The organism is Paraburkholderia sartisoli, from assembly GCF_900107685.1.
GTDB lineage: Bacteria > Pseudomonadota > Gammaproteobacteria > Burkholderiales > Burkholderiaceae > Paraburkholderia > Paraburkholderia sartisoli.
Window position 1 is genome coordinate 217,833 of sequence record NZ_FNRQ01000004.1, and the last position, 26,238, is coordinate 244,070.

Genomic DNA, 26,238 nt, shown 5'->3' on the forward strand with positions numbered 1-26,238 from the left:
TTGAAGGTTTAAAGATCGTTCAGGGAAGATGAAACACCGGCACGAGCGATTGCTGCAACGGCGTGTGATCGGGCGCCGTCTGCATGATGTCTGCCATGTGATCCCACCATTTGCGCATGATCTCAAGTGCAGGCAGCTGGTCCATCGTGTGACCGGCGGGACGACTGAGTATGGCGAACAGATGGTGCGTTTCTTCATCGAGGAAGATCCGGTAATCGCGCACGCCTGCGTTGTGCAGTGCGTCAACGAGCGCCGGCCAGATCTCCCGGTGCCGGCGTTCGCATTCTTCGCGCATGCCGGGGTTGAGCATCATCCGGAAAGCCACTGTCTCCATTCCCTCGCGTCTCCATTTGTGTTCCGCGCTTTCTCGGGCGAAGCGTCTGGAACGACTATAATTCCGGCGTCGATAGCATCTCAATCCGAAGTTGGGATTGGGCGATACTGAAACCGAATCGCACAGGTCCATGAACCATAACGCTGCCACGGTCGCCCTCGTCAACAGGCTCAAGTTCAAGCACCTTGCGCTTCTCGTTGCGCTCGACGACGCGCGCAACGTCCATCAGGCCGCCGAAGCCATCAACGTCGCGCAGCCGAGCGCGAGCCGCATGCTTGGCGACATCGAGGAAGCGTTCGGCTTCCTGCTCTTCGAGCGCAACGCCCGCGGCATGCAACCGACGCCGCTCGGTGTCGTCACGCTGGCCTACGCGCGCCGCGCACTCGCGGAACTCACCCGCTTCGCCGAAGACCTCGACGTCAAGCGCAGAGGCGGCCACGGCCAGCTGACCGTCGGCGCGATCATGGGTGCGGCGCCCGACCTGCTTGCGATGGCCGTCTCCGCGCTCAAGACCGAACGACCGCTGCTCAACATACGCATACTCGGCGAAACCAGCGACCAGGTCGTGCAGTTGCTGCATCGCCGCGAAATCGATCTTGCGCTTGGACGGCTGACGAGCCCCTTGCAACACAACGACTTCAACTTCGAAATGCTCGCCCGCGAGCCGCTGCTGCTCGTCGTTCGCAGCGCGCATCCGCTTGCCGGCTGTCAATCGATCACGCTTCGCGAACTGATCGACTGGCCCTGGGTCGCACAACCGGTTTCGAGCCCTGCCCGCGTGCTCTTTGAAGAAGAGCTCGCGCGCGCCGGGCTCGCGACACCCGTGAACCTGACCGAATGCGCGTCGATCTTCGCGACGCTCCAGCTCCTCGGAAACTACAACGCCGTTGCGATGCTGCCGGAGTCCGTCGTGCGCGATCACGTGCGCGGCAAGCTGCTCGTCGCGCTGCCCGCGGAAATCGGCAAAAGCCTGCCGGGCTTCGGCATTCTCACTCGCAAAGGCGAACCGCTTGCCGAGCCGGCGGAGCATTTTGTCGATCTGCTGCGCGGCGTTTCAAGTTCGCTTGCGCGTGAGGACGTTGAAGCCGCACCGCAACCCGCGCATTGATACTCACTGCAGGTTGACGAAAAGGCCACCGTCCACGAGCAACGCGGCGCCTGTCACATAACGGGCGCGATCGGAAGCAAGAAAAACGACGCAATCCGCGACATCTTCCGGTCGCCCCAGCCTGCCAAGCGGAATGCGTTTTTCGAAGTACGCCTTCTTGGTTTCGTCGGCGAGATCTTCCGCGTTCAGATCGGTGGCGATCGTGCCCGGCATCACCGAATTGCAGCGGATACCGTAAGGTCCCAATGCGATCGCACATGACTGCATCAACGAATGCACACCCGCCTTTGTCGGCGTGTAATGCGTCTGCATGCCGCCGCCTACCAGCGCGCTGATCGAACTCGTCGCCACGATCGCGCCGCCCGTGCCCTGCTCTTTCATTTGCCGCGCCGCTGCCTGCGTGACATAGAACGCGCCGTTCAGGTTCACGCCGACAGTCGCTTCGAGCACCGCTGCGGGCATGTCGAGAAACGCGTGGAACGGACAGATGCCTGCGTTGCTCGCGAGCACGTCGACCTTGCCGAACGCATCGACGGTGCGGCGCACGAGTTCCGTGCCGGTTTCAGCCAGCGCGACGTTGCCCTCGACCGCGATCACGCGACGCCCCAGCGCCCCGATTTCGCCGACCACCTCTTCGACCGCCGAACGGCGTCCATACGACGCGTCGTTGTCGCCCCAGAAGTTGATCGCCACATCGGCGCCTTCAGTTGCGCACGCAACGGCAATCGCACGGCCAATGCCACGCGAACCGCCTGTGACGATCACTACCTTGTCCTTGAGCAGCACTTCTTTACCTCCACTTTCTGGCTATAAGCGATCGACGCGTTCAATGCCGTCAGTGCGTATAAGGCCGCGCGAGCGCGCATTCAGGGTTCAGGCGCACGCCAAAGCCCGGCGTTTCAGGTACTTTCATGCGGCCGTTCACGGGCACCGGTTCGTCCAGCAGCAATGGCGTAAACATGGGCACGACCTGATCCGCTTTCGGCGCCATCATCAGGAATTCCGCAAACGGCGAGTTATGGCGCGTCACGACAAAGTGATAGCTGTACACCGATGAACCGTGCGGCACGACCATCACGTTGTGCGCATCGGCAAGCGCCGAGATCTTGACCAGTTCCGTCATGCCGCCACACCAGCCTACGTCCGGCTGGATCAGGTCGCAACATTCCATCTCGAGCAGCATGCGAAAACCCCAGCGCGTCGCCTCGTGCTCACCGGTCGACACCATCATGCCGCGTGGCACGTTGCGGCGCAGTTCAGCGTAACCCCAGTAGTCATCCGGCGGCAAACATTCTTCGAGCCATTTCAGACCGTGTTCATGCGCAGCCTGCGCGAGACGTGTCGCATAGGGCACGTCGAGGCTCATCCAGCAATCGAACATCAGCCAGAAATCGTCGCCCACTTTCGAACGCATGTCGGCCAGCTTTGCGATGTTCTTCTTGAGCCCTTCTTCGCCTTCCGCGGGACCGTGCTGCAACGGCATCTTTCCACCGATAAAGCCCATCTGCTTCGCGAGGTCGGGACGCGCGCCCGTCGCGTAGAACACGAGTTCGTCGCGCACCGGTCCGCCCAGTAACTGGTACACCGGTTCCTTGCGCACCTTGGCAAGCAGATCCCACAACGCGAGATCGACGCCGGAAATCGTGTTCAGCACGACGCCTTTGCGCCCGTAATAGAGCGTGGCGAAATACATCTGGTCCCACATCTTCTCGATGTCGGTCACGCGTTGCCCTTCCAGGAAGCGCGCGAGATGCTTTTCGACGATGAACGCGCCGATCTCGCCGCCCGTCGTTACCGCAAATCCGACCGTGCCATCACTTGCCTCGATTTCGACGACGAGCGTGCCCAGCACGTTGATCCCGAACGACTGGCGGCTCTGCCGGTATTCCGGGTAACGCGCCATCGGCGTCGAGATGTGATCGTCGATCCAGTGGCCGTCAGGCTGATCGTGATAATCGGCGCCGCCGCCGCGAACGATGAAGGCACGCACGTGCCGGATGGTGGGCATGGCCATGAGGATGGGCTCCGTAGTGTCCGTATCTGAAGTGCCGCCTGGCGCGTCGATGCGTGCCGGCCTGCGTTAGCGGGAGTGATGAACCGGGTGCTGAAAGAGCGACGTCGAACTGTCTTTTCCGTGGCGAAAGAGCGTCGCGATCAGAAGCGCCGCGAGTACGCTCGCCGCGCCGAGCACGATGAGCCCTGCCTGTGTCGACGGAAACGCCAGATCGGCCTGCGTGCGCAGGGTCGGCGCGATAAAGCCGCCGATGCTGCCAAGCGAATTGATCAGCGCGATGCCGCCCGCGGCGGCCGCGCCTGTCAGATAGCGCGTCGGAAAGGTCCAGAAAAGCGGCTGCGCGGCGATAAAGCCGCTTGCGGCGCAGCACAGTGCAACGAGCGCAAGCACCGGGCTATGCAGCAACCCGGACAGACCGATGCCGCAACCCGCCACCACCAGCAGCAGCACAGCCCAGCGGCGATGCCCGCCGGTGCGGTCCGCGCGGCGCGGCACATACCACGTGACCGCGACCGCACAGAGCCAGGGCAACGCCATCACGAGCCCGACGCGCAGCCCCACTTTCGTGCCGAGCAACGCTGCGACCTGTTGCGGCAGATAGAAAATCACGCCGTACACGCTGGTCTGGATCAGCAGATAGATAAACGAAAGCGCCAGCACACGGCGATCGCACAGCGCGGCAAGCACGCTGTGCGGGCCATGCGCGGCGGCTTCGCGAGCGTCTTCATCGAGCGCCGCCGCGAGCAGGCTGCGCTGCCGGTCGTCGAGCCACGTGGCTTCCGCGGGACGGTTGTCGAGATACCAGAACGCCCACACGCCGACCGCCGAGGCGAGAACGCCTTCGATCAGAAAGAGCCACTGCCAGCCCGCGAGACCGAACGCGCCATGCAGGTCGAGCAGCAGGCCCGACAGCGGACTACCGAAAATAAACGCAAGCGGCGCGCCAAAATAGAACACGCCAACCGCACGCGCGCGCGCCGATTGAGGAAACCAGTGCGTGAGGTAATAGATGATGCCGGGAAAGAAACCCGCCTCGGCGACGCCAAGCAGGAAGCGCAACGTATAGAACGCAAATGGCGTGTGTACCATCGACATGCCCGCGGAGACGATGCCCCACGTGACCATGATGCGGCACATCCACAGGCGCGCGCCGACGCGATGCAGCAAGAGATTGCTCGGCACTTCAAAAAGCGCATAGCCCACGAAGAACACGCCGGCGCCAAACGCAAACGCGGCATCGGAAAGTCCTGTGTCGTGCTGCAACGCCTTTTGTGCGAAGCCGATGTTCGCGCGATCGAGAAAGGCCAGCACGTACATCAGCAGCAGGAACGGCAAGAGCCGCCACATGACCTTGCCGATGACTGCCCCGGTCGAGGAAGTCGTGTTCATCGCGTCTCCTGATTCGTCCAGCTTCGTGGCCGGCTTGACTGGCACTGGCGTGTTCCGGTGTTCGTGTCCGACGGGTTCAGACGCGCATCAGTACGTCGCGCGACCACCGGACAGATCGAACACCGAGCCTGTGCTGAACGCGCAGTCTTCGGAAGACAGCCAGAGAATCAGCGATGCCGCTTCTTCGGGCAGTAAAAAGCGGTTCATCGGAATCTTCGAGAGCATGTAGTCGATGTGTTCCTGCGCCATCGAATCGAAGATTTCGGTTTTTGCCGCAGCGGGCGTGACCGCGTTGACGAGAATATTGCTGGTGGCGAGTTCCTTGCCGAGCGACTTCGTGAGCCCGATAAGGCCGGCCTTCGAAGCGCTGTAGTGCGACGCGTTCGGGTTGCCCTCCTTGCCCGCGACCGATGCAATATTGACGATGCGCCCGTACCCCTGCTTCAGCATCTGCGGAACCACGGCACGGCTGGTCAGATAGGGGCCGATCAGGTTCACGTCGATCACGCGCCGCCATACGTCGGGCTCGAGTTCCCACGTTTTGCCGTTGCCGCCCGTGATGCCCGCGCAGTTGATCAGCACATGAATCGCACCGTGCTGCTCGACGGTTCGGGTGGTTGCCTGCGCAACGGATGCTTCGCTGGTCAGCTCGACGACTTCGGCGGTGACCTTGCCGTGTTCGGCCAGTTCGCGCTGGCTGCGCACGAGACGATCGGCATCGACGTCCCAGAGGGCGACGGATGCGCCCGACTGCAGCGCCCGCTGCGCCACCGCGTAGCCGATACCGCGCGCCCCACCGGTGATGACGACGACGCGGTTGTCCAGATCGATACGGTTCATTGCTGTCTCCTGCAATTGGCTTGACTGTTTATGTCGCCAATATACGGGCAGGGCGATAGCGCAACAATTCGACTATTGGATGCGGTGATAACAAAAACGGATTGAGGCTGCGGGTGAGCGTAGCAGCGACATGGTTCATCGTGCGATGAATCGAAAGCCCTGGGCGTTCCTCATGCAAGTGGCGTTTTCTGGTCGCCAGCAGAGCGCCACGGACCATGACGGGTGAGGTTGCCGCTGAAGTACGGCAGCACAAACAGGTAGAGCCCCGTGAGCAGCAGGAGGGCCAGCGGCAGCAGCGGCGCGTAGGTGACCCAGGGCGGCGGCGGGTGATTTCCCAGGGCCATGGCAACGAAGTTGGCGATAACCGTCAGCGTGAAGATGACGGATACCCAGCGGTGAAACTGGCGAATCCAGCTACCGGCGTTCATGTCGCGCTCCCCGCGGCCTGGATCATCTTCCAGCCGTTGCCGGCGGGATCGCGAAAGCCGGCATCGACGCTGCCGAAGCGGTCAACCGGCTCCTGGGTGAATTCCACGCCGCGGGCTTTCAGCTGCGCGTAGCTGGCGCGACAGTCAGTCACGGAAAGGACGAGAGGTGGCATGGCCCCCTTGGCGACCATGGCGCGCAGCGTTTGCGCCGTGGCCTCGTCGTGAATGGGCGGGCCGGGTGCGAAGAGACCAAGCTGGAACGAGGGCTGATCCGGATGTTGCACCGTGAGCCAGCGGTAGAGACCGTTGCGCACATCCGTGTGTACACGAAACCCGAGCTTGTCGACGTAGAAAGCGAGCGCTTCGTCCTGGTTGTCGACGTACACGCCCACTACATTGATACCTTGATTCATTGCGCCTCCGTGGTTGGTGGACGGAATGTATCTCCGGCCACGCGGCGGCGCTTCTCCAAAACTGCGATGGTGAGATCGGGACGCTGCGCGGCCTTCAGAATGCAGGCGGGTACGCGGTCGATCTGAGGCATGCTGGCCTGGAGTTCGACACGCATCGCGCTGGGGCTTTGGCCCGTGATGTCGCGGAAGATGCGGCCGAAGGTGCCCAGGCTCTCCCAGCCGGTAGCAAAGGCAATTTCCGTGATGCTGAGCTGGGTGTCGCGCAGCAGGGTGGTGGCCTGCTCGATGCGCCGTGTCAGCAGGTAGCGGTGCGGCGGAACGCCGAAGGCCCGCTTGAAGGAGTGCGCGAAATGGGCTTCCGAGACGCCGCTGATCTCGGCCAGACGCCTGACGGGCCAGGCCTCATGCGAGGCGGCGTCCATGCGGTCTTTGGCCCGTAGCAGGCGGCGCAGTAAAGCCGGGGCTTGCAACGCGTCCGCGCCGACCGGGACAGGGGACGGGCAAGGCGGCCTGGCATGATGATCTTCGCGAGGGGGCATGATTTCCTGAGGGCTGGCGGGATACGGTTAGTTCAGGCTCAACACTGTACCCGCGACGACAATCAGGCCGCCGCGCCCACGGCATGCGCGCGGCGCAGACGTTCGCGGCTGTTGCTCAGATGCATCCGCATCGCGGCACGCGCGTCGTCGGCATCCTGGCGCTCGATCGCGCGATAGATCTGCTCGTGCTCGTTCAGCACGTTGCGCAGATGCTCGATGTGATCCAGTTCGGCGATCTCCGCGGACCCGAGCCGTGTGCGCGGACTCACCGCGCGGCCCAGCTGGCTCAGCACGTCGAAGAAGTAGCGATTCCCGCTTGCCCGCGCGATCTGCAAATGAAATTCGATGTCGTGCGCGAGCACGTCGGTGCTGCCACGTTCCAGCTCGGAGCCGAAGCGATCAAGCGCGCTGCGAATCTGCTGCAGATGCTGCGCCGTGCGCCGGGCCGCCGCCAGCGCAGCCGCAGCCGCCTCGACGTCGATCCGGAACTCGATGATGGCCATCACGTCGAGCATGCTCGAAAGATCCGCCACCGGAATGCGCATCTGCTCTTCCTTCTCCGGCTCGCGCACGAACGTGCCGATGCCGTGGCGTGTCTCGACCACATGGGCCGCCTGCAGCCGCGAGATCGCCTCGCGCACCACGGACCGGCTCACGGAGAGCTGCTTCATCATTTCCACCTCGGTGGGAATCCTGTCGCCGGGCCTCAGGGCGCCGCGACGGATCTCCTCGGAGAGGGTGGCCACTACCTTTTCAGTCAGGCTGCTCATCGATGGTTTGCTGGGTAATCAACAGGAAAGACGGGTGTCGGCCGGGCGAAAGATGTCATCTGACGTCTCGGCGCCCTGCCATCATAGCGCCAGCGCGGCGCAATGACGATGCCCCAGGCGCAATTCACCCCCCATTGAGAGCTGCAACCGCTTCGGCGTCGGCCCTGCCAGAATCACATATTGGCATCGTTGTCGGACAACGTATAATCAAAACATAATAGCGAAAACGACAGCGCATCTATCAGGAGTGTTTGCATGGCAGTGTCCCCAATTCCGCCCCCACCCCCGGCACCCCAACGCGTGCGCGGCAGCCTTGCGGATCTGGTGGTGAACTACGTCAGGGAACAGGTTGCGTCGCACGCGCTGAAGCCGGGCGACCAGTTGCCGACCGAAACCGCCTTGATGTCCCTGCTCGGCGTCAGCCGTACGGTTGTGCGTGAAGCCATTTCGCGCCTTCAGGCAAGCGCCGTGATCGAGACGCGGCACGGCATCGGCAGCTTCGTGCTAGAACCGCGTCACCAGCCGCTCGGCCTCGACGTGGTCCCCGCGACGACGCTGGCCGATCTTTTGTCGGTGCTGGAACTGCGCATCAGCCTCGAAACGGAATGCGCGGGTCTCGCCGCGCAGCGCGCGACAGAGCAGGACATCGCGAACATCCGCACCGCCCTCGAAGAAACGGGCCGCACGGGCGGCGACAGCACGGCCGCGGATTTGCGGTTCCACATCTCGGTGGCGCGCGCGACAGGCAACCGGTATTTCGTCGACATCCTCACGCAAATGGGCGCGGCGCTGATTCCGCGTCACCGTATCGATTCGCCGGGTATCGCGCACAGCGATCCGGCCGCGTACATGGCACGTGTGAACATCGAACACGAAAGCATCCTCGACGCGATCACCCGACGCGACCCGGAAGGCGCGCGCGCCGCGATGCGGATGCATCTGTCGGGCAGTCGCGAACGCCTGCGCCGCGCAAGCCAGACGCCCGAAGAGAATGCTGAAGGCCTTGCCTGAGGCATCTGGCAATCCAGCAGAAAAGCGGCCGACGGCCGCTTTTTTTACGCGTGGCCGCAGCCGCGGTTGCGCCGCTCGCCCTCGCCGTTCCTGTTCAAACGAACCGCAACACGCCCCGCTTCCGGGTCAATCGCCGGTAACGGCGGCCTGCGCACCCGCCGGGCCATCGCGGCATCACGGTTTTTTGTAAAAAAATTCAACATCGGTCATCAGATCACGAACCATCACCCGGCCCTGAATCGCCATCCATGAAATCCAGAAAATCCTGTATTAAAGGCATTCAGCGCCATAAATCAGGGTAAACACTGCGTTGGAAAACGTCATCCCGGAAGAGTAGACTGTCGTCCGACAACATACAACAAACACGCTTACGGACGATCACCCACAGTCCCGCCGGCGCCGCGTTGTTTTCGACCAGGCCAACACGCTGGCCAATACTGGAGACATCTTGACCTCTACTCTCACCACCGCGACCGGCCCGCTCGATTCAGCGGTCTCCAAGGTCAAGCGGCATGTGCTGCCGCTCTTTCTCGTGATGTTTATCGCGAACTACATCGACCGCGTCAACATCGGTTTCGTGAACACCCATCTGCAGACGGACCTGGGCCTCGGCGCCGCCGCCTACGGATTCGGCAGCGGCCTCTTCTTCATCGGCTATGCGCTCTTCGAGGTGCCGTCGAATGTGTTGATGCAGAAGTACGGCGCACGCGCCTGGCTCACGCGCATCATGGGCACGTGGGGCATCGTGGCCGCATCGATGGTGTTCGTGCGCAACGACACGTCGTTCTATGTGCTGCGATTCCTGCTGGGCGTCGCCGAGGCCGGGTTCTTCCCTGGCGTCGTTTACTACTTCACGCAATGGCTGCCGCAAAAAGAGCGCGGCAAGGCCATCGCGGTTTTCCTCTCAGGGTCGGCGCTCGCCTCCGTGCTTTCCGGCCCGATCAGCGGCGCCCTGCTTTCGATCAAGGGTGCCGGGCTTCACGGCTGGCAGTGGATGTTTCTCATCGAGGGCGGCTTTTCGGTCGTGCTGTGCGGCGCGAGCTGGCTGCTGCTGAAGTCCCGCATCAGCGACGCCACGTGGCTCACGGCTGAGGAGCAACGGGCGCTCACGTCGTCCATCGCCGCCGAGCAGGCCGCGCGCGACGCCCAGGGCGCCGCGCGCCTGCCGACGATCAAGCTGCTGAAAGATCCACAGATCCTGCTGTTCTGCTTCCTGTACTTCGCGATTCAACTCACGATTTACGCCGCCACCTTCTGGCTTCCGACGATCATCAGAAAGATGGGCGGCCTCTCGGACTTCCAGGTGGGTCTTCTCAACTCCATCCCCTGGCTGATTGCGATGGTCGCGATGTACTGTTTTGCGGTACTTTCTGCAAAGTGGCGCCATCAGCAGGCCTGGCTTGCCGTCGCGCTCGTGATCGCCGCATGCGGACTGTTCGCCTCGACGTCGGGAAATCCGGTCCTGTCGTTTGTCGCCATCTGCTTTTCCGCCATCGGGTTCAAGGCCGCCTCGTCGCTCTTCTGGCCGATTCCCCAGGGCTATCTCGATGCCCGTGTGGCGGCTGCGGTGATCGCGCTCATCAACTCCGTCGGAAATCTTGGAGGGTTCTTTGCACCTGCCGCGTTTGGTTACCTCCAGCAGCACACCGGCTCGATTTCCGGTGGCCTGTATGCGCTGGGCGTGGCATCGCTCATCGCGGCGGCAGCCGGCTTTTTTACCCGCAGCCGTCTCGTGAATCGCGACCCGCTGGTAGAGGCCGCCCAAAGCAAGGCTCACTGACCGCCCCCGGCGGATGTTCAACCCAAAGCAAATCGACTCACGCCAGCCGGGGTCTCAAACATACAAGGTTCAATGCTCATGTCCACTCCTACCCTGCAATCGAACGCCACGCCAACGGTCATCGAACTGCGCGTCGTGCCAGTCGCCGGCCGCGACAGCATGCTGCTGAACCTGAGCGGCGCGCATGGTCCGTTCTTCACGCGTAACGTGGTGATCCTGCGCGACAGCGCCGGCAATACCGGCGTGGGTGAGGTGCCCGGCGGCGAGAGCATCCGCAAGACCATCGACGACGCACGCGGGCTGGTCGTCGGCCAGTCGATCGGCAATCTTCAGGCCGTGCTCAACAAGGTGCGCACGCAGTTCGCCGACCGCGACGCGGGGGGACGCGGGCTGCAGACGTTCGACCTGCGCACGACCATTCACGCGGTAACGGCGCTCGAAGCCGCGCTGCTCGACCTGCTCGGACAACATCTGGGCGTGCCGGTCGCCGCGCTGCTGGGCGAAGGCCAGCAACGCGACGAAGTCGAAATGCTCGGATATCTGTTCTATGTCGGCGACCGCAAAAAAACCGACCTGCCGTATGCAAGCGGCGCGGAAGGCCGCGACGACTGGGAGCGCGTGCGCACCGAGGAAGCGATGACGCCCGAAGCCGTGGTGCGTCTCGCCGAAGCCGCCCAGGCGCGCTATGGCTTTAACGACTTCAAGCTGAAAGGCGGCGTGCTTGCCGGCGACGCCGAAATCGAAGCGGTGACCGCTCTCGCGGAGCGCTTTCCGAACGCCCGCGTGACGCTTGATCCGAACGGCGCGTGGTCGCTGGCGGAGGCGATCCGCCTGTGCCGCGACAAGCACGACGTGCTCGCCTATGCGGAAGATCCGTGCGGCGCGGAGAACGGCTACTCGGGCCGCGAGGTGATGGCTGAATTCCGTCGTGCAACCGGTCTGCCGACCGCCACCAACATGATCGCCACGGACTGGCGCCAGATGGGTCACGCGATCCAGCTGCAATCCGTCGACATTCCGCTCGCCGATCCGCACTTCTGGACGATGCAGGGCTCGGTGCGTGTCGCGCAGATGTGCAACGAGTGGGGCCTGACCTGGGGTTCGCATTCGAACAACCACTTCGACATTTCGCTCGCGATGTTCACGCAGGTCGCGGCGGCCGCGCCCGGCAAGATCACCGCCATCGACACGCACTGGATCTGGCAGGACGGGCAGTCCCTGACGCGCGAGCCGCTGCAGATTGTCGGCGGCAAGGTGAAGGTGCCGGAAAAGGCGGGCCTCGGCGTCGAACTCGATATGGATGCGCTCGACAAAGCCCACGCGCTGTATCAACAGCATGGCCTCGGCGCCCGCGATGACGGCGTCGCGATGCAATATCTGATCCCGAACTGGAAGTTCGACAACAAGCGGCCCTGCCTCGTGCGCGGGGCCTGACACTCACCTGGCAGCGGGAACCGGATCACGCGCCGCCAGCAGTTGGTGCGCGCGGAAGAACAGCCGGGCAACGCCTCGCGCGATGTCCGGCAATTCATCAAATTGCCCGCGGAATCCGCTTCGTTTCGATGGATTGAATCGATGTCCTCGCGCCTACACTTGTTTTCATGGGGCGAATCATTGCACCATCGACGCGGTCCCCTCCGCGTTGCGTTGAACCGTACCGTTGACCGTTTTTCACGTAGTGGTTGTAGACGTAGCAGCACATGCAGTACATGGATGAAGCACCTTCAAATAAATGTATCTGGGGTTTGCTGCAGGTAACAAAAGAAGGACCGGATGTTGGTAACACGCAGTCAAGGTAGTAACAACCGCGTTGTAGATGATGGCGATACGTCGGCGGGCTTCCACGGGTCCGCTCGACTTTCCATCCTGTCAGGCCCTGTTCCCTCGTGGAACGGGGCTTTTTTTTCGTCTTCGGATGGCGTGCACAGCGGACGCATCCGCGCGCCATGTGCTTTAAGCCTGCCTTAATTGTCGGCGATCATGATGCCTGCACGGACTCTGGTCCGAGACCCCCGGTTCCGTTTTCAACGCGTGACGGGCGGCGCCCTGCGTTACCGAAGAAGGTTCAAATCATCATGTCTGCAAAATCGCACACCCGCAAACACACCCAGTCCGCCATGTCGCCGCTGCTGCGCGCGCTCACGTTCAGCCGGGCCGCGCACGAGCCCGTGACGCGGGCCATGCTGCTGCAGTGTTATACCGGTCTCGATGCATTCCGCCGTGGTCATGGCTCGCGTGAACTGTTCACGACGCTTGGCCGGCAGCTGCTGGTCGCCGGGGAGCTTTGCCACCTCGGTTATGAAAGCAGCGACCGGATGGCGATTGAGGAAGCGCACGCCGCGATGATGCAGATCGATACCGTCGCGCGCGAAAGCGGCATCTGGGCGATGAGCGACATCGACTACGCGTGGCTCTGTTTCGCGCTGGACGTCTTTGCGCGCCAGCTCGCGGCCGCGTCGCTCGAAGACATTGCGATGGCCGAAACGAAGATGATCAAAGGGTTGCTCACGGCCGGACGTATCCCCGCGCCCGCGGACGCGTCGTCGTAACGACGCGTTCCGCCAACCGGCGCGTTCTCCGGCGTGGTTTGCGCCTAGTGACCGGACGTGCCGGTTTCCAGCGGCGCCGGCGCGGCCAGCTCGGGGCGTGACGCCTGCTTGATCAGCAGCGCGACGCATGCAATCACGCCAGCCAGCGCGATCATGGCGAAAATACCCGCGAACGAGAAATGCCGGCGGGCCAGTTCCGCAACGAGGAAGGATCCTGCGATGCCGCCAAAGCGGCCTATGCCAAGCATCCACGCGACGCCGGTGCCACGACCCTGGGTCGGATAAAACGCGGCGGCCAGCGCGGGCATCGACGATTGCGCGGTGTTCATCAATACGCCCGCCACGAACACCGTCAGCACCAGCAAGCCGACGTTACCCACCGCCTGCCCGATACAGTAGACGCTCACTGCCGTGAGCGCGTAGCACACGGCAATGATCCGGTTCGCGTTGAAGCGATCCATCAACACGCCGCACACCACCGCGCCCACGCCACCGAGCGGGAACAGCGCGGAGATCAGCGTCGCGCGTTGCGGGCTCAGGCCGGCTTCCTTCAGCAGGATCGGCATCCAGTTGATCGACGCATAGAAAATCACGAGGCCCATGAAGTACGTGAGCCACAGCATCACCGTGCCGACGATATAGGAACGCGACAGCACGAGCCCGGCGCCGCTCTTCCCCGCGACCTGCGGCGCCTGCTCGGTCATCACAAACGATCCCGCCTGTGCCGCCGCACTGGAAATACGCGCCAGCACCGCGCAGATCTTTTCGGCGGGATGGTTCTTCGCGACCATGTAACGCACGGATTCCGGCAACTTGAGCAGCAACGCCAGCACGAGCAGCAAGGGCGTGATGCCGCCGAGCATCAGCACGGCGCGCCACCCGAAATGCGGAATCAGCCATGCCGCGAGAAAGCCGCCACACGCCGCGCCTAGCGGAAAGCCACAGAACATCAGGTTGATGACCGTCGCGCGCCGGCGATCAGGACAGAATTCGCCCATCATCGTGACCGCATTGGGCATCGCGGCGCCAAGGCCGATTCCAGTGATGAAGCGCAGAACAGTCAGGTGCCCGATGGTCGTCGAGAAAGCCGAACCGAGACACGCCACGCCAAAGAGCATGACCGAGCCGATCAACAACAGACGCCGTCCAAGCCGGTCGGAAAGCGGCCCTGACACGAGCGCGCCGCACGCGAGGCCGAACAGCGCGGCGCTCAAGACCGGCGCGAGATCCGGCTTGCTGACGTTCCACTCCGTGATCAGCGAAGGCGCGATAAAGCCGATCGCCGCGGTGTCGAAACCGTCCAGCAGCACGATCACAAAGCACATGAAGAAAATGAGCCACTGAAACCCCGAGAACGGGTGCTCATTGATAAACGTCTGCACGTTGACGGCAGTGTTTCGATTCACGTTTCTTCCCCTGACAGCGGACGGCGCGGTGGCGCCATCCACGTTACGATCCTGCGCGGCCGCAAGCGTCAATCCCTATCCGCACCGACTGCAAACTGGTTATCAGACCTTCACCAGTTTCCGGGTGACTGGACTCGAAGCAGCACGTTCAGCCGGTTGATATGCGCGGATTTGTTCGCCTTTAGAACACGAATTCTTTTATTGAACAACGGCCGATTGTAAGGAGCCGCTTCGCTGACGGTCAACACGGGATAACCCGATTGATTGTCTTGAACGTCCCCTCGAATGTCCCCTCGATGGCACTAGCCCCGTTCACCGCGTTCGAATGCGGCACGGCCCGCGCTTACTTACTGGCAAAGCGAAAACGCCTCGCGCGCCGCGATGTCGCCGTTACCGTAAATGCCCGCGACGGTGCAATCGCCCGCGACGCATTCGAACGTCGAATCGCCAAACGTCAGCACGAAGTGCCGCAGGCCACCTTCAAGCGAATACTCCGGTCCCCACGAATCCTCGACCAGCGATGAGCGCATGACCTCGTGCGCGCTATATCCGCGCAGGCCTTTTGAAGTCAGAAAATAAGCGGGCAGATCCGCGTCGCGCGGCGGTCCGAACTGGTGAAACGCGGCCGACATGAATGCGATCACGCAAAACGGATCGTCGTCGCTAAACGGACCGAAGCGCTCGAAGTCCGCCTCCGCGATGCGATAGACAATCGCGACCAGCCTTTCATTGGCCAGCACGAACGGCGCGCTGGTGTCGCGATCGGGATGGGGGATGTCGTCCATCAGGACGACCTGGTCCTGCTCGCTGGATTGCGGTGCGTGGCTCATCGGTGGGTTCGGCGCTCCGTGACGGGTTCATGCAGTCCATCGCCGGGGCGCGGACAACGCCGCCAGGAAACGCTGCGCCGTAGAGTGTAATGGAATCCCGGCACGTGGCGCCTGCACACCAGGCCTGCCCGTGAGTCCGCTTGCGGCATGAAACGACACGCTGGAAATGCCGTCGTCGAGATCGCCGATCGACGTGTGCTGCCAGATCAGTTGCGCCTGCGGCTCGATGCTCAAGACCGTCGACTGAGCAATGGGCACGCTGCCTTCGAGCGACCCACCGACCGTATGACCGTATGACCGTGCGTCGTCGCGCCGATGCCCTGGTTCGACGACGGATCGATCGTGAGCGTGCTACCCCGTGGACCAAAAAAAATGCCCCGGCACCGTTACCGGCGTCGGGGCAAATCCCATGTCAAAGAAGATGTCATAGAGGAGACGGAATCATCGTACCTGCGTGCGGCAGACCCGCCAACCAACGGTTTCGTATATCCATATCGCGCGGCGCCATACGCCATGGCTAAACGGAACGCACCGTGTTTTCAGGCATATCGTTAGAACAAAAAACACGTTCGCAATGGCGCCCCGGGTCACTAACATGGCGGATCAGTCCGGCTTGCCCCGCCTGCACGCGCAGCCCCGCCGTGCAGCGCCCGTGGCCGCAACGCAAGAAGGAGCATCGCATTGACCGGTTTCAATCACATCCGCACGCCGCTCGTCGTGGGTATCGGCGGCACGACGCGCGACGGATCGTCGACCGAACGCGCCCTGCGCGTCGCGCTGAATGGCGCTGAAAGCGCCGGCGCGCGTACGCATCTGTTTGGCGGTGCGTTTTTGCACAGCCTGCCGCACTACGCGCCGGAAAGCGCGTCGCTCACCGAAGCGCAGCGCGAACTGATCGAAGCCGTGCGCGAGGCCGACGCCGTCATCATCGCGACGCCGGGCTATCACGGCGGCGTCTCCGGGCTCGTCAAGAATGCACTCGATACGCTCGAGGCGTTGCGCGCCGACGCGCGTCCCTACCTGGACGGCCGCGCGGTCGGCTGCATCGTCACGGCGTATGGCTGGCAGGCGACGGGCACGGTGCTGGGTTCGCTGCGCTCGATCGTCCACGCGTTGCGCGGCTGGCCGACGCCGCTCGGCGCCGGCATCAATACGCTCGAAACCCGCTTCGAAACAGAAAACACGTGCTCCGATCCGAAAGCCGCCGAACAGCTCACCACTGTGGGCAACCAGGCTGCGACGTTCGCGCTGACGTTCGGCGCGGGACGATCGACGGCGCCAGTGTCGCGCACAGCGCTCGCGGAACAGGAAAGCGCCGCGCCCCGGCCATCGCGCGCCGCAAAAGTACTGTCGCTTGCGAGCTGACTGGCGCGGGTTTCCACGCAGAGCAGGCCGGTATCCGCGCGTCCACCCGCATAGCCACAGCCGCGCGCAGCGTGTGCCAGCGCACACAGCGCGCACGGCCGGTCGGGCCGTGCGTATGCCATGCAACATACGGAAAGCGCGTGGACGCCGGATAGTGTGACCACGCGCATACGACACCGCCACATCCTGATCATCGATGACCGTTCAAGGCCACCCCTGATTTGCTTGCGACGAAAGATTGGTTCACTCGCCACGCGGCACGGCCTACGCTTGTCCCTGCCCGCTCGTTGACCGATCGTCGCACTTCGCGTGAACTGAAAACGCAAGCGGGCGCGATCATCGGCACGACCATGAACCGACTCATTCACTACAAGGGCTACGAGGTTGCGACAGCAGCACAGCCCCTTCCCAACGGCCTCTTCGCAGCCAATCTGACCATCGAGAAAGCCACGGTGACACCGAGGCGCGCATATTCGTTCGATGCCCTCGATTACTTTTTCGACGAAGAGCACGCGCTGGCCTATGCGTTCCGATGGGGACGCCTGTGGATCGACAATCACCGGTAGACGTTGCCCGGGACGAGCGGACCACTGGCGTTGACTGCGCCGACGCCGCGTTTTGGGGGTTGTGACAGAATAAGCGACATGTCCGCCCGCTCCTCGTTGCCATGTCCGGTACGCTGACGCATGCTCCCGAAGATCGCGCACAGCGCCACTGGACCTTCCTTGTCGTGGCGGCGCAAATCATGACATTCTCTGCGCGTTAGGGCGATCGCGTTCAGGCTCGTGTGGAATCGCGTCGCGATCGCGAACGGCGTAGCGCACGATCCGGATTTCCTCGCGTCTAACGATGACACGCCCGGTAAAAAGCTGGGCATGCGCGGCTTGTCCGGCCAGTCTTCGTGCCGCCGCAAGCCGCGAACGCCGCCACAATCCTGGAGACAGCATGACATGGACGGTCGATGAACAACTCGCGCTGACGGCCACGGAGGCCGTCGCCGCCATCCAGCAGGGGCGCCTCGCCGCCACCGATTACGTCGCGACGTTGCTGGCGCGGGCGGCCGCACTGTCGACGCTGAACGCGCTCACGGTGCTCAACATGGAAGGCGCGCTCGAAGCGGCAAAACGCATCGACGCGCTGTCCACCGCTGAAAAAGCGCGCCTGCCGCTTGCCGGCCTGCCGGTCGTCGTCAAGGACAACATCAACACGGTGGGGCTGCAGACATCGGCGGCCACGCCCGCGCTCGAGAATTTCATTCCGTCTTCCAGCGCGCCCTCCGTGCAGCGGCTTGTCGATGCCGGCGCGATCGTGCTCGGCAAGGCCAACATGCACGAACTGGCGTTCGGCATCACCAGCACTAATCTGGCTTCGCACGCCGGACCAGTGCGCAATCCGTACGATCCATCGCTGATTCCCGGCGGCTCTTCGGGCGGCACCGCCGCCGCCATCGCCGCACGCATCGTGCCCGCCGGCCTCGGCACCGACACCGGCGGCTCAACGCGCATTCCCGCCGCGCTGACCGGCACTGCGGGCTTTCGTCCTTCGGTGGGCAACGGCGGCCCCGCGCGCCGCTATCACGACCCGCACGCCGTCGTGCCGATCAGCCGCACGCGCGACACCGTCGGACCAATGGCGCGCACCGTCGCCGATATCGCGCTGCTCGACGGCGTCATCACGAGCGACGCCACGTTGCCCGCCGTTTCGCTTGCGGGCCTGCGCATCGGGCTGCCCGCGCCGCTCTGGGAAGGCCTGGAACGCGCGCTCGAAGGCGTCGCGCGCGCGGCCGTGGCGCGCCTCGCGGCAGCGGGCGTGGTCTTCGTCGAACTCGACATGCCCGGGCTCATCGAGTTGAACGACAAGGTCAGCTCGCCCGTGGCGCTGCACGAGCCCGTCGACGATGTCCCCGCGTGGCTCGTCGCCAACGACGCGCCCGTGAAAACCGTGGTGGATATCGCGGCGCGCATCGCGTGCCCGGACGTGCGCAGCGCGTACGACGCGATCATCGCCGACGTGTTCGCCAGTCAATACGACGCGGCGATGCACACGTGGCGTCCGCAGCTTCAACACCTGTATGACGCGACCTTCAACACGCACCGGATCGACGCGTTGCTGTTCCCCACCACGATCCTCGCCGCCGTGCCCATCGACGAGATGAATGGCTCGTCGACAGTGACGATCGACGGCGGCGAAACGCTCGATGAAATGGCGGCGTTCCTGCGCAATACCGACCCGGCCAGCAACGCCGGCATTCCGGGCCTTTCGCTGCCCGCGGGCATGACGCGGGACGGCCGCCCCGTCGGCATCGAACTGGACGGGCCGACCGGCAGCGACCGGCGCCTGCTCGCGATCGGCGTCGCGTTCGAACAGGTGCTGGGCTCGCTCGCGGCGCCCGCCTTGTAGCCGCCCGGCGTGTGCCGGAACCTTCGCATGTGGACGCTATAATCGCTGCGTTGCGGCGAAGGCGGTCCTGCCTCGCGTCCATATCGCGAAGCGGGCCGCGTCGCCGCCTGTCGCCACGTCCACCGAAACCATGCAATTTCGCCCGATCCCGACGTTCACCCGCAAGCGCCTCTCCGATGTCGTGTCGGACCAGATCAAGGCGTTGATCTCGGAAGGCGCGCTCGGCCCGGGTGACCGTCTGCCTGCCGAACGCGAGCTCGCGACGCAGCTCGGCGTGTCGCGCCCTTCGCTGCGCGAAGCGCTGGTTCGACTCGAAGCCGACGGTTACATCGAAATGACCGGTCGCGGCGGCTTCGTGGTGACCGACATGACAGCCGCGGTCATTTCAAAGCCGCTCGCCGAACTGCTGCTGCAAAACGCGCGCACGCGCTCCGATATCCTGGAGCTCAGACAGGGCCTTGAATCGATCGCAACGGTGTACGCAGCCGAGCGCGCGACGCCCGGGGATCTCGCCGCGATCCGCACGGCGTTTGAGTCGTTAAAGACCTGTGCATTGTCATCCGACCGCACGCATCTTGCCGATCTCGACGCCGCATTTCATCTTGCGATTGCCGATTCGACCCACAACGTCGCACTCGCGCACGTGATGCATGGCATCCACACACTGATCCGCGAATCGATGCGTCAATCGCACCGGCTCATCGATTACGACGACGCGATGGAACAGCAGCTTCTCGAGCAGCACCAGGCCATCTACGATGCGATCATGGCACGCGACGCGCACAAGGCGCGCAGCGCGGCCGAGCAGCATCTGACATACGTACGGGCGCTTTACGAGCGACACGCGGCGCAGCCACACCCGGTCACGCGGGATCGCGCAACATAACGGAACGGACGCCCCATGCGCCTCGCGCTTTACACTTTCATCAGCGTCGTGCTCGCCGCCACCAGCAGTGGCTGCGCGACGCTCGCCGCGGCGGATTCGAACGCGCTATGGCGCATCGTCGACGGGCAGTGCGTGATGTCGATGCAATCATCAGGGACGCCGGGGTTCTGCACCCGTGTCGATCTGCAGGCCCATTACGCGATTCTCAAGGACATCAACGGTTCGTCGCAGTACCTGCTGATTCCGACCGATCGCGTGACTGGCATCGAAAGCCCCCAGATTCTCGCTGACGATGCGCCGCCGTACTGGTCCGACGCATGGAACGCCCGCACGTACGTTCAAAAGGCCGTCAAACAGGAACTCGGCGACGAACAACTCGGGCTGGAAATCAACTCCCCGTATCGCCGTTCGCAGTCGCAACTGCACATCCATATCGACTGCCTGCGTAAAGACGTGATCGATGTGCTCGCGCGATATCGTCGTGACGCGCCGGGCAAATGGCATTGGGACACGATCGACGGAAACCGCTACCGTGTCATGCGCGTCGCCTCGATTGACGGAGCCGACGATCCGTTCAGGGTCGTTGCGCGCGATCTGCCGAACGACACGACGATGGCGTCGCAAACGATTCTCGTGACTGGCGCGGGTCCTTCCGCGAAAAGCGACGGATGGCTGATTGTCAACAGCAGCCTGGATCTCGACGAAGGCAGTGGTTCAGCGGAACCGCTGATGGATCACGCGTGCAAGCTCGCGCGGAAAAGCTGACAACTCACATTTCCTTCATTGCGCTGGAACAGGCTTTCCCGTATTTCGGCACATGCTTTGCGCAAGAAATTGGTTCTGTCATCCGACACGGGCCTTTAGGATCGGCTTCAATGGGCGTGCCGTCTAACCACGTCGCGCAGTATCAGCAGCCTTTCTAACTGTGCGAAGCAGCCTGTGGCGAACTATCTCGACGACACCCAGCGCCGTACCCTGGCCCGCCTCGCCACCACGCTGACGTGGCGTACAGAATGGCCGACGTGGCTGTTGATCGCGACGATTTACGCATCCTGGTTCGGCGTTGCGATTCACGTTCGCGCGCTCGGTGTGCCCGTTGCCGCGATTCTTCTCGCTTTCCTCAGCGCGTGGTACATGTCCCTTCAGCACGAACTGATGCACGGTCATCCGACGCGCTCGCGTCTGTTGAACGGACTGTTTGGATTCGCGCCGCTTGCGGTGTGGTTTCCGTATGGCATCTATCGCGACCTGCATCTTCAGCATCACAACGATCCGCATTTGACGCATCCTGCACTCGACCCGGAAAGCTATTTTGTGACACATCACGCGTGGCAACGGACGGGGGTCTTGATGCGCGCGCTGCTCATGGTTCGCAACACGTTTATCGGGCGTCTTCTGCTCGGACCTGCGTTTTCAATCGCGACGACGGCGAACGAAGCGGTTCGCAAGATCACCGGTGGTGACTTGCGCGATGTGCCCGCGTGGCTCATGCATTGCATCGCGCTCGTTGCGTTGACGTACTGGCTGGACGTGGCGTGCGGCCTGCCGGCATGGGTTTTTATTGTCGGTGTCGGCTATGGGGCACTGTCTGTCGGGTCGGTGCGCTCGTTTCATGAACATCGTACTGCGAGTTCCGGTCAGCATCGGTCGGTCATCAACGAGGCCGCGTTCTTCTGGCGGCTTCTTTTTCTGAACAATAACTATCATGCGGTGCATCATGATCTGCCGCATGTGCCGTGGTTCGCGCTTCGGGAAGTGTATGAAGCGTCTCGCCAGCAATATATAGAACGTTCAGGGGGCTTTCTCGTATACGGTTACAGCGAGTGGTTGAGGCTGTATGCATTCGGTCCGGTTGCGCATCCGGTGCATGGCAATCTGTCCGGCTTCATCGACAGGAATTCGCCTGCTTCCACCCGTTTCGCAGGTACATTGCGAGGGAAACTCATGGTAGTTGTCGACCGGGGAGAACTATCATGAAGCTCGCCCATGCGTTCCGCAAGAACCCCGCAGATGCGCACGGCGCTAGCCTGGATGTCCGTCTCGAACCGCATTTCAATCACGTGGACGTCGGCACTTTACTCACAAGCTGCGCCTGGCGCGCGAGGTCATGGGTGGCGTCGAAAGGCCTCTATCGAGCCGGACGCTGATCCCACCGCAAAATGGCGCTTTACCGGAAGATCTGGGGCGCGCACACAGGATTGCGGGCAAGCATGCTTCAGGATCTCGAGAAAGGTCGTGATACGGAAATCAACTACATCAACGGCCTCATATGCCAGAAAGGGCGCGAGCGTGATGTCGCCACGCCCTTCAACGACAAGCTCGTCGAGCTGGTCACCGAGGCTCAAAAGAGACGTGGAGTCAATAATTCTGGCTATCTGAGCCGGTTTGACGCGCTGCTGAAGATCCATGCGCCCGACCTTCCCGGTCAGGTTGCATGGTAAGTGACGGGCCGGCAGCCGCTGGATGCCGCAGGCCTGTCACGGGCGCGTGTCCACCATCGGGGCGAGTGGCCAGCCGTTCCACCGGCCCATGTGCCAGTTGATACGGGTTCAGGCCTGAAACTCTGATCTCAGTGCCCCATACAGGCGCCGATAGCGTGCGAGCCGTATTTCCAGCATGGACTGACTGACCGCCTCAGGCTCATATCGCTCGAGCACGGGCGGCGCCACGCACACCCCGGACAAGTCCTCCCCGCCGTGAGCCAGCCGCGCCAGCCGCGCGGCGCCAAGCGCAGCACTCATCTCGCTTCCTTCATGACGGTTCAGCTGGAAGCCCAGCACCGACGCGCAAAGCCGGCCCCAAAACGCGCTCCGCGAGCCGCCACCAATGAACGCGGCGGCGTCGAGTGTCGTGCCCGCACCCTGTAGCGCCGCGTAACCATCCGCCATCGCAAATGCGACGCCTTCCATGACGCTATACGCGAGGTGCGCCGCACTGTGTGTCGCGGTCATTCCGTAGAAGACGCCTCTCGCGGCCGCATCGTTGTGAGGTGTTCGCTCACCGTTCAGATACGGCAAAAAGATCGGCGCGGTTTCGCTCTGCCCCGCCGGCGCAATATCGACCACATCCGCAACGCTGATTTTCAGCAGGCTTGCCAGCCAATGCAGGCTTGCAGCTGCAGACAGGATGACGCTCATCTGATGCCACTGCCGTGGCACGCAATGACAGAACGCATGCACTGCCTGTGTGGGGTTCGGAGCATGGCGGGCGGTAGCGGCAAACAGCACGCCTGACGTTCCGAGCGACAGCAACGCGTCGCCACGTCTGGCGACGCCGACGCCGATCGCGCTCGCCGCGTTGTCTCCTGCTCCACCGCACACGGTGACGCTCCGGTCGATCCCCCATTCACGCCGAAATTCTTCCCGCAACGTCGCCGCGGCCTCGCTGCCCTCCACGAGCCGCGGCATGTTCGCCCGCGACAGACCCGTTGCCGCCAGCATGCGCCCGGACCAGTCCCGCTTGCCGACGTCGAGCCACAAGGTGCCAGACGCATCGGACATATCGGAGACGAATTCGCCAGTCAGGCGCCACGCGATGTAGTCCTTCGGCAGCAACACCTTCTGCACCGCGCGAAACACCGCCGGCTCGTACTTCGACAGCCACAGCAGCTTGGGCGCCGTGAAGCCTGGCATCGCCAGGTTACCGGTTATCGCGCGAGAGTCCGGTACGAGCGTTTCGAGTTCAATGCATTCGGCGTACGCCCGCGTATCGTTCCAAAGGATAGCGGGCCGCAGCACGTTGCCGCTGCGATCGAGCAGCGTCGCACCGTGCATCTGCCCGGACAGGCCAATGCCGCGCAGCGCCTTGAATGCGCGTGGCTGCGCGTTGCGCACCGTCGCGATCGCATCGAGCGTTGCGTTCCACCAGTCCTGCGGACTTTGCTCCGACCATTGTGGATGAAGATTGTCGACGACCAGTTTCGCGCCGCTGCTGGCAATGATGTCCGATTCTGCATCGGTGAGCACTACTTTTACCTCGGACGTCCCGAGGTCAATTCCCAGATAACTCAAAATGAAATCCCGTAGATGAGCAAACGGCAGCCTGGTCTCAGATTGCCTCAGGCCGCCGCTTTGTGGTCGTGTGACGAGGCATCATTAAGTCGATGCAGCGCACGAAATCTCGACGGCGGAATACCTTTTTGCGCGAGAAACTGCCGGTTGAAGTTCGACACGTTGTTAAAGCCAACGCGATAGCAGATATCGGTTACGCTGAGGTCCGAGCACATCAGCAATTCACACGCCTGGTTAAGACGAAGGCGGTTCTGATACTGGATGAAGGTGCAGCCTGTATGTCGCTTGAAGAAGCGGGTAAAGGTACTTACGCTCATGCTGGACATGTCGGCAACGTCGACTTCCCGCAGGTTGACAGCGAGATTTTGCTGGATATACGACAGTACCTGGTTGATGGTCGACGACATGTAGCGCTGTGCTTTCACGTTGTACGCGGGTCCGGCCAGCAGCTTTTTGTCGACACAGGCAGTGAGCTGATCCAGGATCGACATCAGCAGCGCGACGCGGCGCGCGCCATGTGCATCGGAGAGCTCCTGCATGATCGATGCGATTGCAAGACCAAGATTGTCTGGAAACTGGATTCCCCGCGACGCCAGATCGATGAGCGAGAGCACCGGACTCAGTTCGGCAAACGCCGCGACCATTCTTTCCATCGCGTCGCGCGAGAACTGGAGCACGAGGTCTCGCGACGGCACGCCGGCGCCGTTCTCGCTGCCCGTGACCCAGTTGTGGGGCAAGTTGGGGCCCGTCAACACGAGATTGCCCGGGCTGAAATCTCCAATGTAATCGCCGACGAAGAACTTGCCCGATGACGCCCGGATCACGTGAATCTCGTATTCGGGATGAAAGTGCCACTTCGCGACCGTATGCGGATAGTCATGCACCCATGCCCGGAACGATTCATCCTGCCGGGTATGTACCAGTTCGAGATCCGGATTCATTTGCTGTCTCCTTGGTGGCGCTGCCTTCGATCCCTTTCATGCGCGTTCGCGCTAATGTACGCCCAAGCCCGTCTTCGCGTGTTCGATAGCGTCCTGAATCCCATGGACCGCCACATCGCCAGGCGCATCGAGCGACACGTTTTCCCCGGTCTTCGCGTCGAAAATGTGGAGGTCACGTTCGCTAAATGCGAGCGTCACCTTTTCGTCCGTGCGCGGCGCGGCGCTCGACGGGACCAGCGCCGCAATCCGCTCGCCTGAGCAATCGACGGTGACGAGCGCTTCGGCACCCAGCATCTCGACCAGTTCCACGGTGCCATTCAGAATGAGGCTGTCGTCGACGCGCCCATTGTCCGCGAGGCGCAGGTAGTTCGGCCGGATCGCAAGCGTCACCGCCTGACCATCGCGCAGCCGGTCAAAGCGGTTTCCACGCAGTTGCCAGCAACCCGTTGCCGAAGTGGCGGACACCGTACCGGCTGCACGCTGGACGGAGCCAGTCAGGAAGTTCATTGCCGGCGTGCCGATGAAACCCGCCGCGAAGAACGTGCGCGGATACTGGTAGAGCTCGGTCGGCGTGCCCTCCTGCTCGATCCGGCCGCCACGCATCAGGATCACCCGGTCGGCGAGCGTCATTGCTTCGAGCTGGTCGTGGGTCACGTAGACCGTGGTCGTTTTCAGGCGCTGGTGCAAACGCTTGATGTCGGTGCGCAACTGCGCCCGCAGTTTCGCGTCGAGGTTCGACAGCGGTTCGTCGAAGAGAAACACCGAGGGTGTCTTGATCATCGCCCGGGCGATCGCCGCACGCTGCTGCTGCCCACCTGACATCGCGCGAGGCTTGCGGTCGAGCAACCCGTCGAGATTGAGCATCGCCGCCACCTCGCGCACCCGCCGGTCAATCTCCACCTTCGGCGTCCTGAGACGACGTAGTCCAAACGCGATGTTGTCGTAGACGCTCATGTGCGGATAGAGCGCGTAGTTCTGGAACACCATCGCGACATTGCGCTCCCGCGCCGGCACCTCGTTGACCACGGTACCGCCGATCGACAGGTCGCCCCCGGAAATCTCCTCGAGCCCGGCGATCATGCGCAGCATCGTCGACTTCCCGCAGCCCGATGGTCCAAGCAGCACGACGAACTCGCCCTCATCGATATGCATATCCAGCGGATGCAACACCGGTGGCCCGCCATCGTACTGCTTGGTCAGCCCCCTGCAAGTGATATTGGCCATG

The 26,238-nt window shown here is 62.9% G+C and carries 26 protein-coding genes and 1 pseudogene; 12 read left to right on the forward strand and 15 right to left on the reverse strand.

All coding sequences use genetic code 11. The annotated features are described in order from the left end of the window. Positions 1-19 precede the first annotated feature (19 nt). Positions 20-334: an L-rhamnose mutarotase gene (locus tag BLV45_RS14840; protein ID WP_090534277.1), complete on the reverse strand. Its 315-nt coding sequence runs from the start codon at positions 332-334 to the stop codon at positions 20-22. 130 nt (positions 335-464) lie between these two features. Here BLV45_RS14840 and BLV45_RS14845 point away from each other — a divergent pair, with 130 nt between their 5' ends. Next, complete coding sequence (locus tag BLV45_RS14845) at positions 465-1,442, forward strand: LysR family transcriptional regulator (protein ID WP_090534279.1); 978 nt, start codon at positions 465-467, stop codon at positions 1,440-1,442. 3 nt (positions 1,443-1,445) lie between these two features. Here BLV45_RS14845 and BLV45_RS14850 read toward each other — a convergent pair whose 3' ends face one another. The 8 genes from BLV45_RS14850 to BLV45_RS14885 form a co-directional block, all read right to left on the reverse strand. Then, a complete protein-coding gene (locus tag BLV45_RS14850) occupies positions 1,446-2,228 on the reverse strand; it encodes an SDR family NAD(P)-dependent oxidoreductase (protein ID WP_090534281.1) in 783 nt (260 codons plus the stop codon). 49 nt (positions 2,229-2,277) lie between these two features. Further along, positions 2,278-3,456 (reverse strand): L-rhamnonate dehydratase, encoded by a 1,179-nt coding sequence (rhmD, locus tag BLV45_RS14855; protein WP_090534283.1) that lies wholly within the window; start codon positions 3,454-3,456, stop codon positions 2,278-2,280. Positions 3,457-3,522: 66 nt separating this feature from the next. Beyond that, positions 3,523-4,845: an MFS transporter gene (locus BLV45_RS14860; RefSeq protein ID WP_090534285.1), complete on the reverse strand. Its 1,323-nt coding sequence runs from the start codon at positions 4,843-4,845 to the stop codon at positions 3,523-3,525. An 87-nt stretch (positions 4,846-4,932) separates the two neighbouring features. Next, a complete protein-coding gene (locus BLV45_RS14865) occupies positions 4,933-5,685 on the reverse strand; it encodes an SDR family NAD(P)-dependent oxidoreductase (protein WP_090534287.1) in 753 nt (250 codons plus the stop codon). Positions 5,686-5,855: 170 nt separating this feature from the next. Further along, positions 5,856-6,113 (reverse strand): hypothetical protein, encoded by a 258-nt coding sequence (locus BLV45_RS14870; RefSeq protein ID WP_090534289.1) that lies wholly within the window; start codon positions 6,111-6,113, stop codon positions 5,856-5,858. Then, positions 6,110-6,526 (reverse strand): VOC family protein, encoded by a 417-nt coding sequence (locus BLV45_RS14875; RefSeq protein WP_090534291.1) that lies wholly within the window; start codon positions 6,524-6,526, stop codon positions 6,110-6,112. Before BLV45_RS14875 ends, BLV45_RS14870 begins: the two co-directional genes overlap by 4 nt. Next, positions 6,523-7,065, reverse strand: coding sequence for a helix-turn-helix transcriptional regulator (locus BLV45_RS14880; protein WP_090534292.1), 543 nt, complete (start codon positions 7,063-7,065; stop codon positions 6,523-6,525). Before BLV45_RS14880 ends, BLV45_RS14875 begins: the two co-directional genes overlap by 4 nt. Positions 7,066-7,127: 62 nt before the next feature. Beyond that, entirely contained in the window at positions 7,128-7,835 is a 708-nt protein-coding gene (locus tag BLV45_RS14885) for a FadR/GntR family transcriptional regulator (protein ID WP_090534294.1), read from the reverse strand. A gap of 255 nt (positions 7,836-8,090) precedes the next feature. Here BLV45_RS14885 and BLV45_RS14890 point away from each other — a divergent pair, with 255 nt between their 5' ends. The 4 genes from BLV45_RS14890 to BLV45_RS14905 all read left to right on the forward strand — a co-directional run bounded on the left by BLV45_RS14890 (position 8,091) and on the right by BLV45_RS14905 (position 13,175). Further along, entirely contained in the window at positions 8,091-8,846 is a 756-nt protein-coding gene (locus tag BLV45_RS14890) for a FadR/GntR family transcriptional regulator (RefSeq protein ID WP_090534295.1), read from the forward strand. Between the two features lie 448 nt (positions 8,847-9,294). Beyond that, positions 9,295-10,626 carry an MFS transporter gene (locus tag BLV45_RS14895; protein ID WP_090534296.1) on the forward strand — a complete coding sequence of 444 codons (1,332 nt, stop codon included), beginning with the start codon at positions 9,295-9,297 and terminating at the stop codon, positions 10,624-10,626. 78 nt (positions 10,627-10,704) lie between these two features. After that, entirely contained in the window at positions 10,705-12,060 is a 1,356-nt protein-coding gene (gene gudD, locus BLV45_RS14900) for a glucarate dehydratase (protein ID WP_090534688.1), read from the forward strand. Between the two features lie 641 nt (positions 12,061-12,701). Next, on the forward strand, positions 12,702-13,175 hold the full coding sequence (locus BLV45_RS14905; RefSeq protein ID WP_090534298.1) for a hypothetical protein: 474 nt from the start codon (positions 12,702-12,704) through the stop codon (positions 13,173-13,175). Positions 13,176-13,219: 44 nt separating this feature from the next. On the opposite strand, the gene BLV45_RS14910 is transcribed toward BLV45_RS14905, so the two are convergent. From BLV45_RS14910 to BLV45_RS14920, 3 genes and pseudogenes are all read right to left on the reverse strand, one after another. Next, on the reverse strand, positions 13,220-14,581 hold the full coding sequence (locus tag BLV45_RS14910; RefSeq protein ID WP_090534300.1) for an MFS transporter: 1,362 nt from the start codon (positions 14,579-14,581) through the stop codon (positions 13,220-13,222). A gap of 347 nt (positions 14,582-14,928) precedes the next feature. After that, on the reverse strand, positions 14,929-15,411 hold the full coding sequence (locus BLV45_RS14915) for a hypothetical protein (protein WP_090534302.1): 483 nt from the start codon (positions 15,409-15,411) through the stop codon (positions 14,929-14,931). Positions 15,412-15,438: 27 nt separating this feature from the next. Beyond that, a pseudogene (locus tag BLV45_RS14920) lies at positions 15,439-15,741 on the reverse strand (autotransporter domain-containing protein); the annotation flags it as partial. A gap of 351 nt (positions 15,742-16,092) precedes the next feature. Between BLV45_RS14920 and BLV45_RS14925 the strand changes: the two are divergent. From BLV45_RS14925 to BLV45_RS14955, 7 genes are all read left to right on the forward strand, one after another. Continuing rightward, positions 16,093-16,776, forward strand: a complete 684-nt coding sequence (locus BLV45_RS14925; protein ID WP_090534306.1) for an NADPH-dependent FMN reductase — start codon at positions 16,093-16,095, stop codon at positions 16,774-16,776. Positions 16,777-17,126: 350 nt separating this feature from the next. Further along, positions 17,127-17,342, forward strand: coding sequence for a transcriptional regulator (locus BLV45_RS14930; protein ID WP_090534690.1), 216 nt, complete (start codon positions 17,127-17,129; stop codon positions 17,340-17,342). A gap of 379 nt (positions 17,343-17,721) precedes the next feature. Further along, complete coding sequence (gene iaaH / locus BLV45_RS14935) at positions 17,722-19,176, forward strand: indoleacetamide hydrolase (RefSeq protein ID WP_090534308.1); 1,455 nt, start codon at positions 17,722-17,724, stop codon at positions 19,174-19,176. A gap of 130 nt (positions 19,177-19,306) precedes the next feature. Beyond that, a complete protein-coding gene (locus BLV45_RS14940) occupies positions 19,307-20,062 on the forward strand; it encodes a FadR/GntR family transcriptional regulator (RefSeq protein WP_090534310.1) in 756 nt (251 codons plus the stop codon). A gap of 15 nt (positions 20,063-20,077) precedes the next feature. Then, positions 20,078-20,827: a CDP-diacylglycerol diphosphatase gene (locus BLV45_RS14945; RefSeq protein WP_090534312.1), complete on the forward strand. Its 750-nt coding sequence runs from the start codon at positions 20,078-20,080 to the stop codon at positions 20,825-20,827. Between the two features lie 174 nt (positions 20,828-21,001). Continuing rightward, positions 21,002-22,039 (forward strand): fatty acid desaturase, encoded by a 1,038-nt coding sequence (locus tag BLV45_RS14950; protein WP_090534314.1) that lies wholly within the window; start codon positions 21,002-21,004, stop codon positions 22,037-22,039. Positions 22,040-22,272: 233 nt separating this feature from the next. Then, positions 22,273-22,503, forward strand: coding sequence for a ketopantoate reductase family protein (locus BLV45_RS14955; protein ID WP_245753281.1), 231 nt, complete (start codon positions 22,273-22,275; stop codon positions 22,501-22,503). 108 nt (positions 22,504-22,611) lie between these two features. Here the strand turns inward: BLV45_RS14955 and xylB are convergent, their stop codons facing one another. The 3 genes from xylB to BLV45_RS14970 are packed head-to-tail and all read right to left on the reverse strand — an operon-like array spanning position 22,612 to position 26,237. Beyond that, positions 22,612-24,072 carry a xylulokinase gene (gene xylB / locus BLV45_RS14960; protein WP_090534318.1) on the reverse strand — a complete coding sequence of 487 codons (1,461 nt, stop codon included), beginning with the start codon at positions 24,070-24,072 and terminating at the stop codon, positions 22,612-22,614. Positions 24,073-24,119: 47 nt separating this feature from the next. Further along, the gene (locus BLV45_RS14965) at positions 24,120-25,013 is read right to left on the reverse strand and encodes an AraC family transcriptional regulator (protein ID WP_090534320.1); all 894 of its coding nucleotides are present in this window, start codon (positions 25,011-25,013) and stop codon (positions 24,120-24,122) included. A 51-nt stretch (positions 25,014-25,064) separates the two neighbouring features. Beyond that, a complete protein-coding gene (locus tag BLV45_RS14970) occupies positions 25,065-26,237 on the reverse strand; it encodes an ABC transporter ATP-binding protein (RefSeq protein WP_090534322.1) in 1,173 nt (390 codons plus the stop codon). Position 26,238: the final 1 nt, after the last annotated feature.

Coding starts and splice junctions, on each gene's coding strand:
- BLV45_RS14840 (WP_090534277.1), bottom strand. CDS start 334: ATGGAGACAGTGGCTTTCCGGATGATGCTCAACCCCGGCATGCGCGAA.
- BLV45_RS14845 (WP_090534279.1), top strand. CDS start 465: ATGAACCATAACGCTGCCACGGTCGCCCTCGTCAACAGGCTCAAGTTC.
- rhmD (WP_090534283.1), bottom strand. CDS start 3,456: ATGGCCATGCCCACCATCCGGCACGTGCGTGCCTTCATCGTTCGCGGC.
- BLV45_RS14860 (WP_090534285.1), bottom strand. CDS start 4,845: ATGAACACGACTTCCTCGACCGGGGCAGTCATCGGCAAGGTCATGTGG.
- BLV45_RS14865 (WP_090534287.1), bottom strand. CDS start 5,685: ATGAACCGTATCGATCTGGACAACCGCGTCGTCGTCATCACCGGTGGG.
- BLV45_RS14870 (WP_090534289.1), bottom strand. CDS start 6,113: ATGAACGCCGGTAGCTGGATTCGCCAGTTTCACCGCTGGGTATCCGTC.
- BLV45_RS14875 (WP_090534291.1), bottom strand. CDS start 6,526: ATGAATCAAGGTATCAATGTAGTGGGCGTGTACGTCGACAACCAGGAC.
- BLV45_RS14880 (WP_090534292.1), bottom strand. CDS start 7,065: ATGCCCCCTCGCGAAGATCATCATGCCAGGCCGCCTTGCCCGTCCCCT.
- BLV45_RS14885 (WP_090534294.1), bottom strand. CDS start 7,835: ATGAGCAGCCTGACTGAAAAGGTAGTGGCCACCCTCTCCGAGGAGATC.
- BLV45_RS14890 (WP_090534295.1), top strand. CDS start 8,091: ATGGCAGTGTCCCCAATTCCGCCCCCACCCCCGGCACCCCAACGCGTG.
- gudD (WP_090534688.1), top strand. CDS start 10,705: ATGTCCACTCCTACCCTGCAATCGAACGCCACGCCAACGGTCATCGAA.
- BLV45_RS14905 (WP_090534298.1), top strand. CDS start 12,702: ATGTCTGCAAAATCGCACACCCGCAAACACACCCAGTCCGCCATGTCG.
- BLV45_RS14915 (WP_090534302.1), bottom strand. CDS start 15,411: ATGAGCCACGCACCGCAATCCAGCGAGCAGGACCAGGTCGTCCTGATG.
- BLV45_RS14930 (WP_090534690.1), top strand. CDS start 17,127: ATGAACCGACTCATTCACTACAAGGGCTACGAGGTTGCGACAGCAGCA.
- iaaH (WP_090534308.1), top strand. CDS start 17,722: ATGACATGGACGGTCGATGAACAACTCGCGCTGACGGCCACGGAGGCC.
- BLV45_RS14940 (WP_090534310.1), top strand. CDS start 19,307: ATGCAATTTCGCCCGATCCCGACGTTCACCCGCAAGCGCCTCTCCGAT.
- BLV45_RS14945 (WP_090534312.1), top strand. CDS start 20,078: ATGCGCCTCGCGCTTTACACTTTCATCAGCGTCGTGCTCGCCGCCACC.
- BLV45_RS14955 (WP_245753281.1), top strand. CDS start 22,273: ATGCTTCAGGATCTCGAGAAAGGTCGTGATACGGAAATCAACTACATC.
- BLV45_RS14965 (WP_090534320.1), bottom strand. CDS start 25,013: ATGAATCCGGATCTCGAACTGGTACATACCCGGCAGGATGAATCGTTC.
- BLV45_RS14970 (WP_090534322.1), bottom strand. CDS start 26,237: ATGGCCAATATCACTTGCAGGGGGCTGACCAAGCAGTACGATGGCGGG.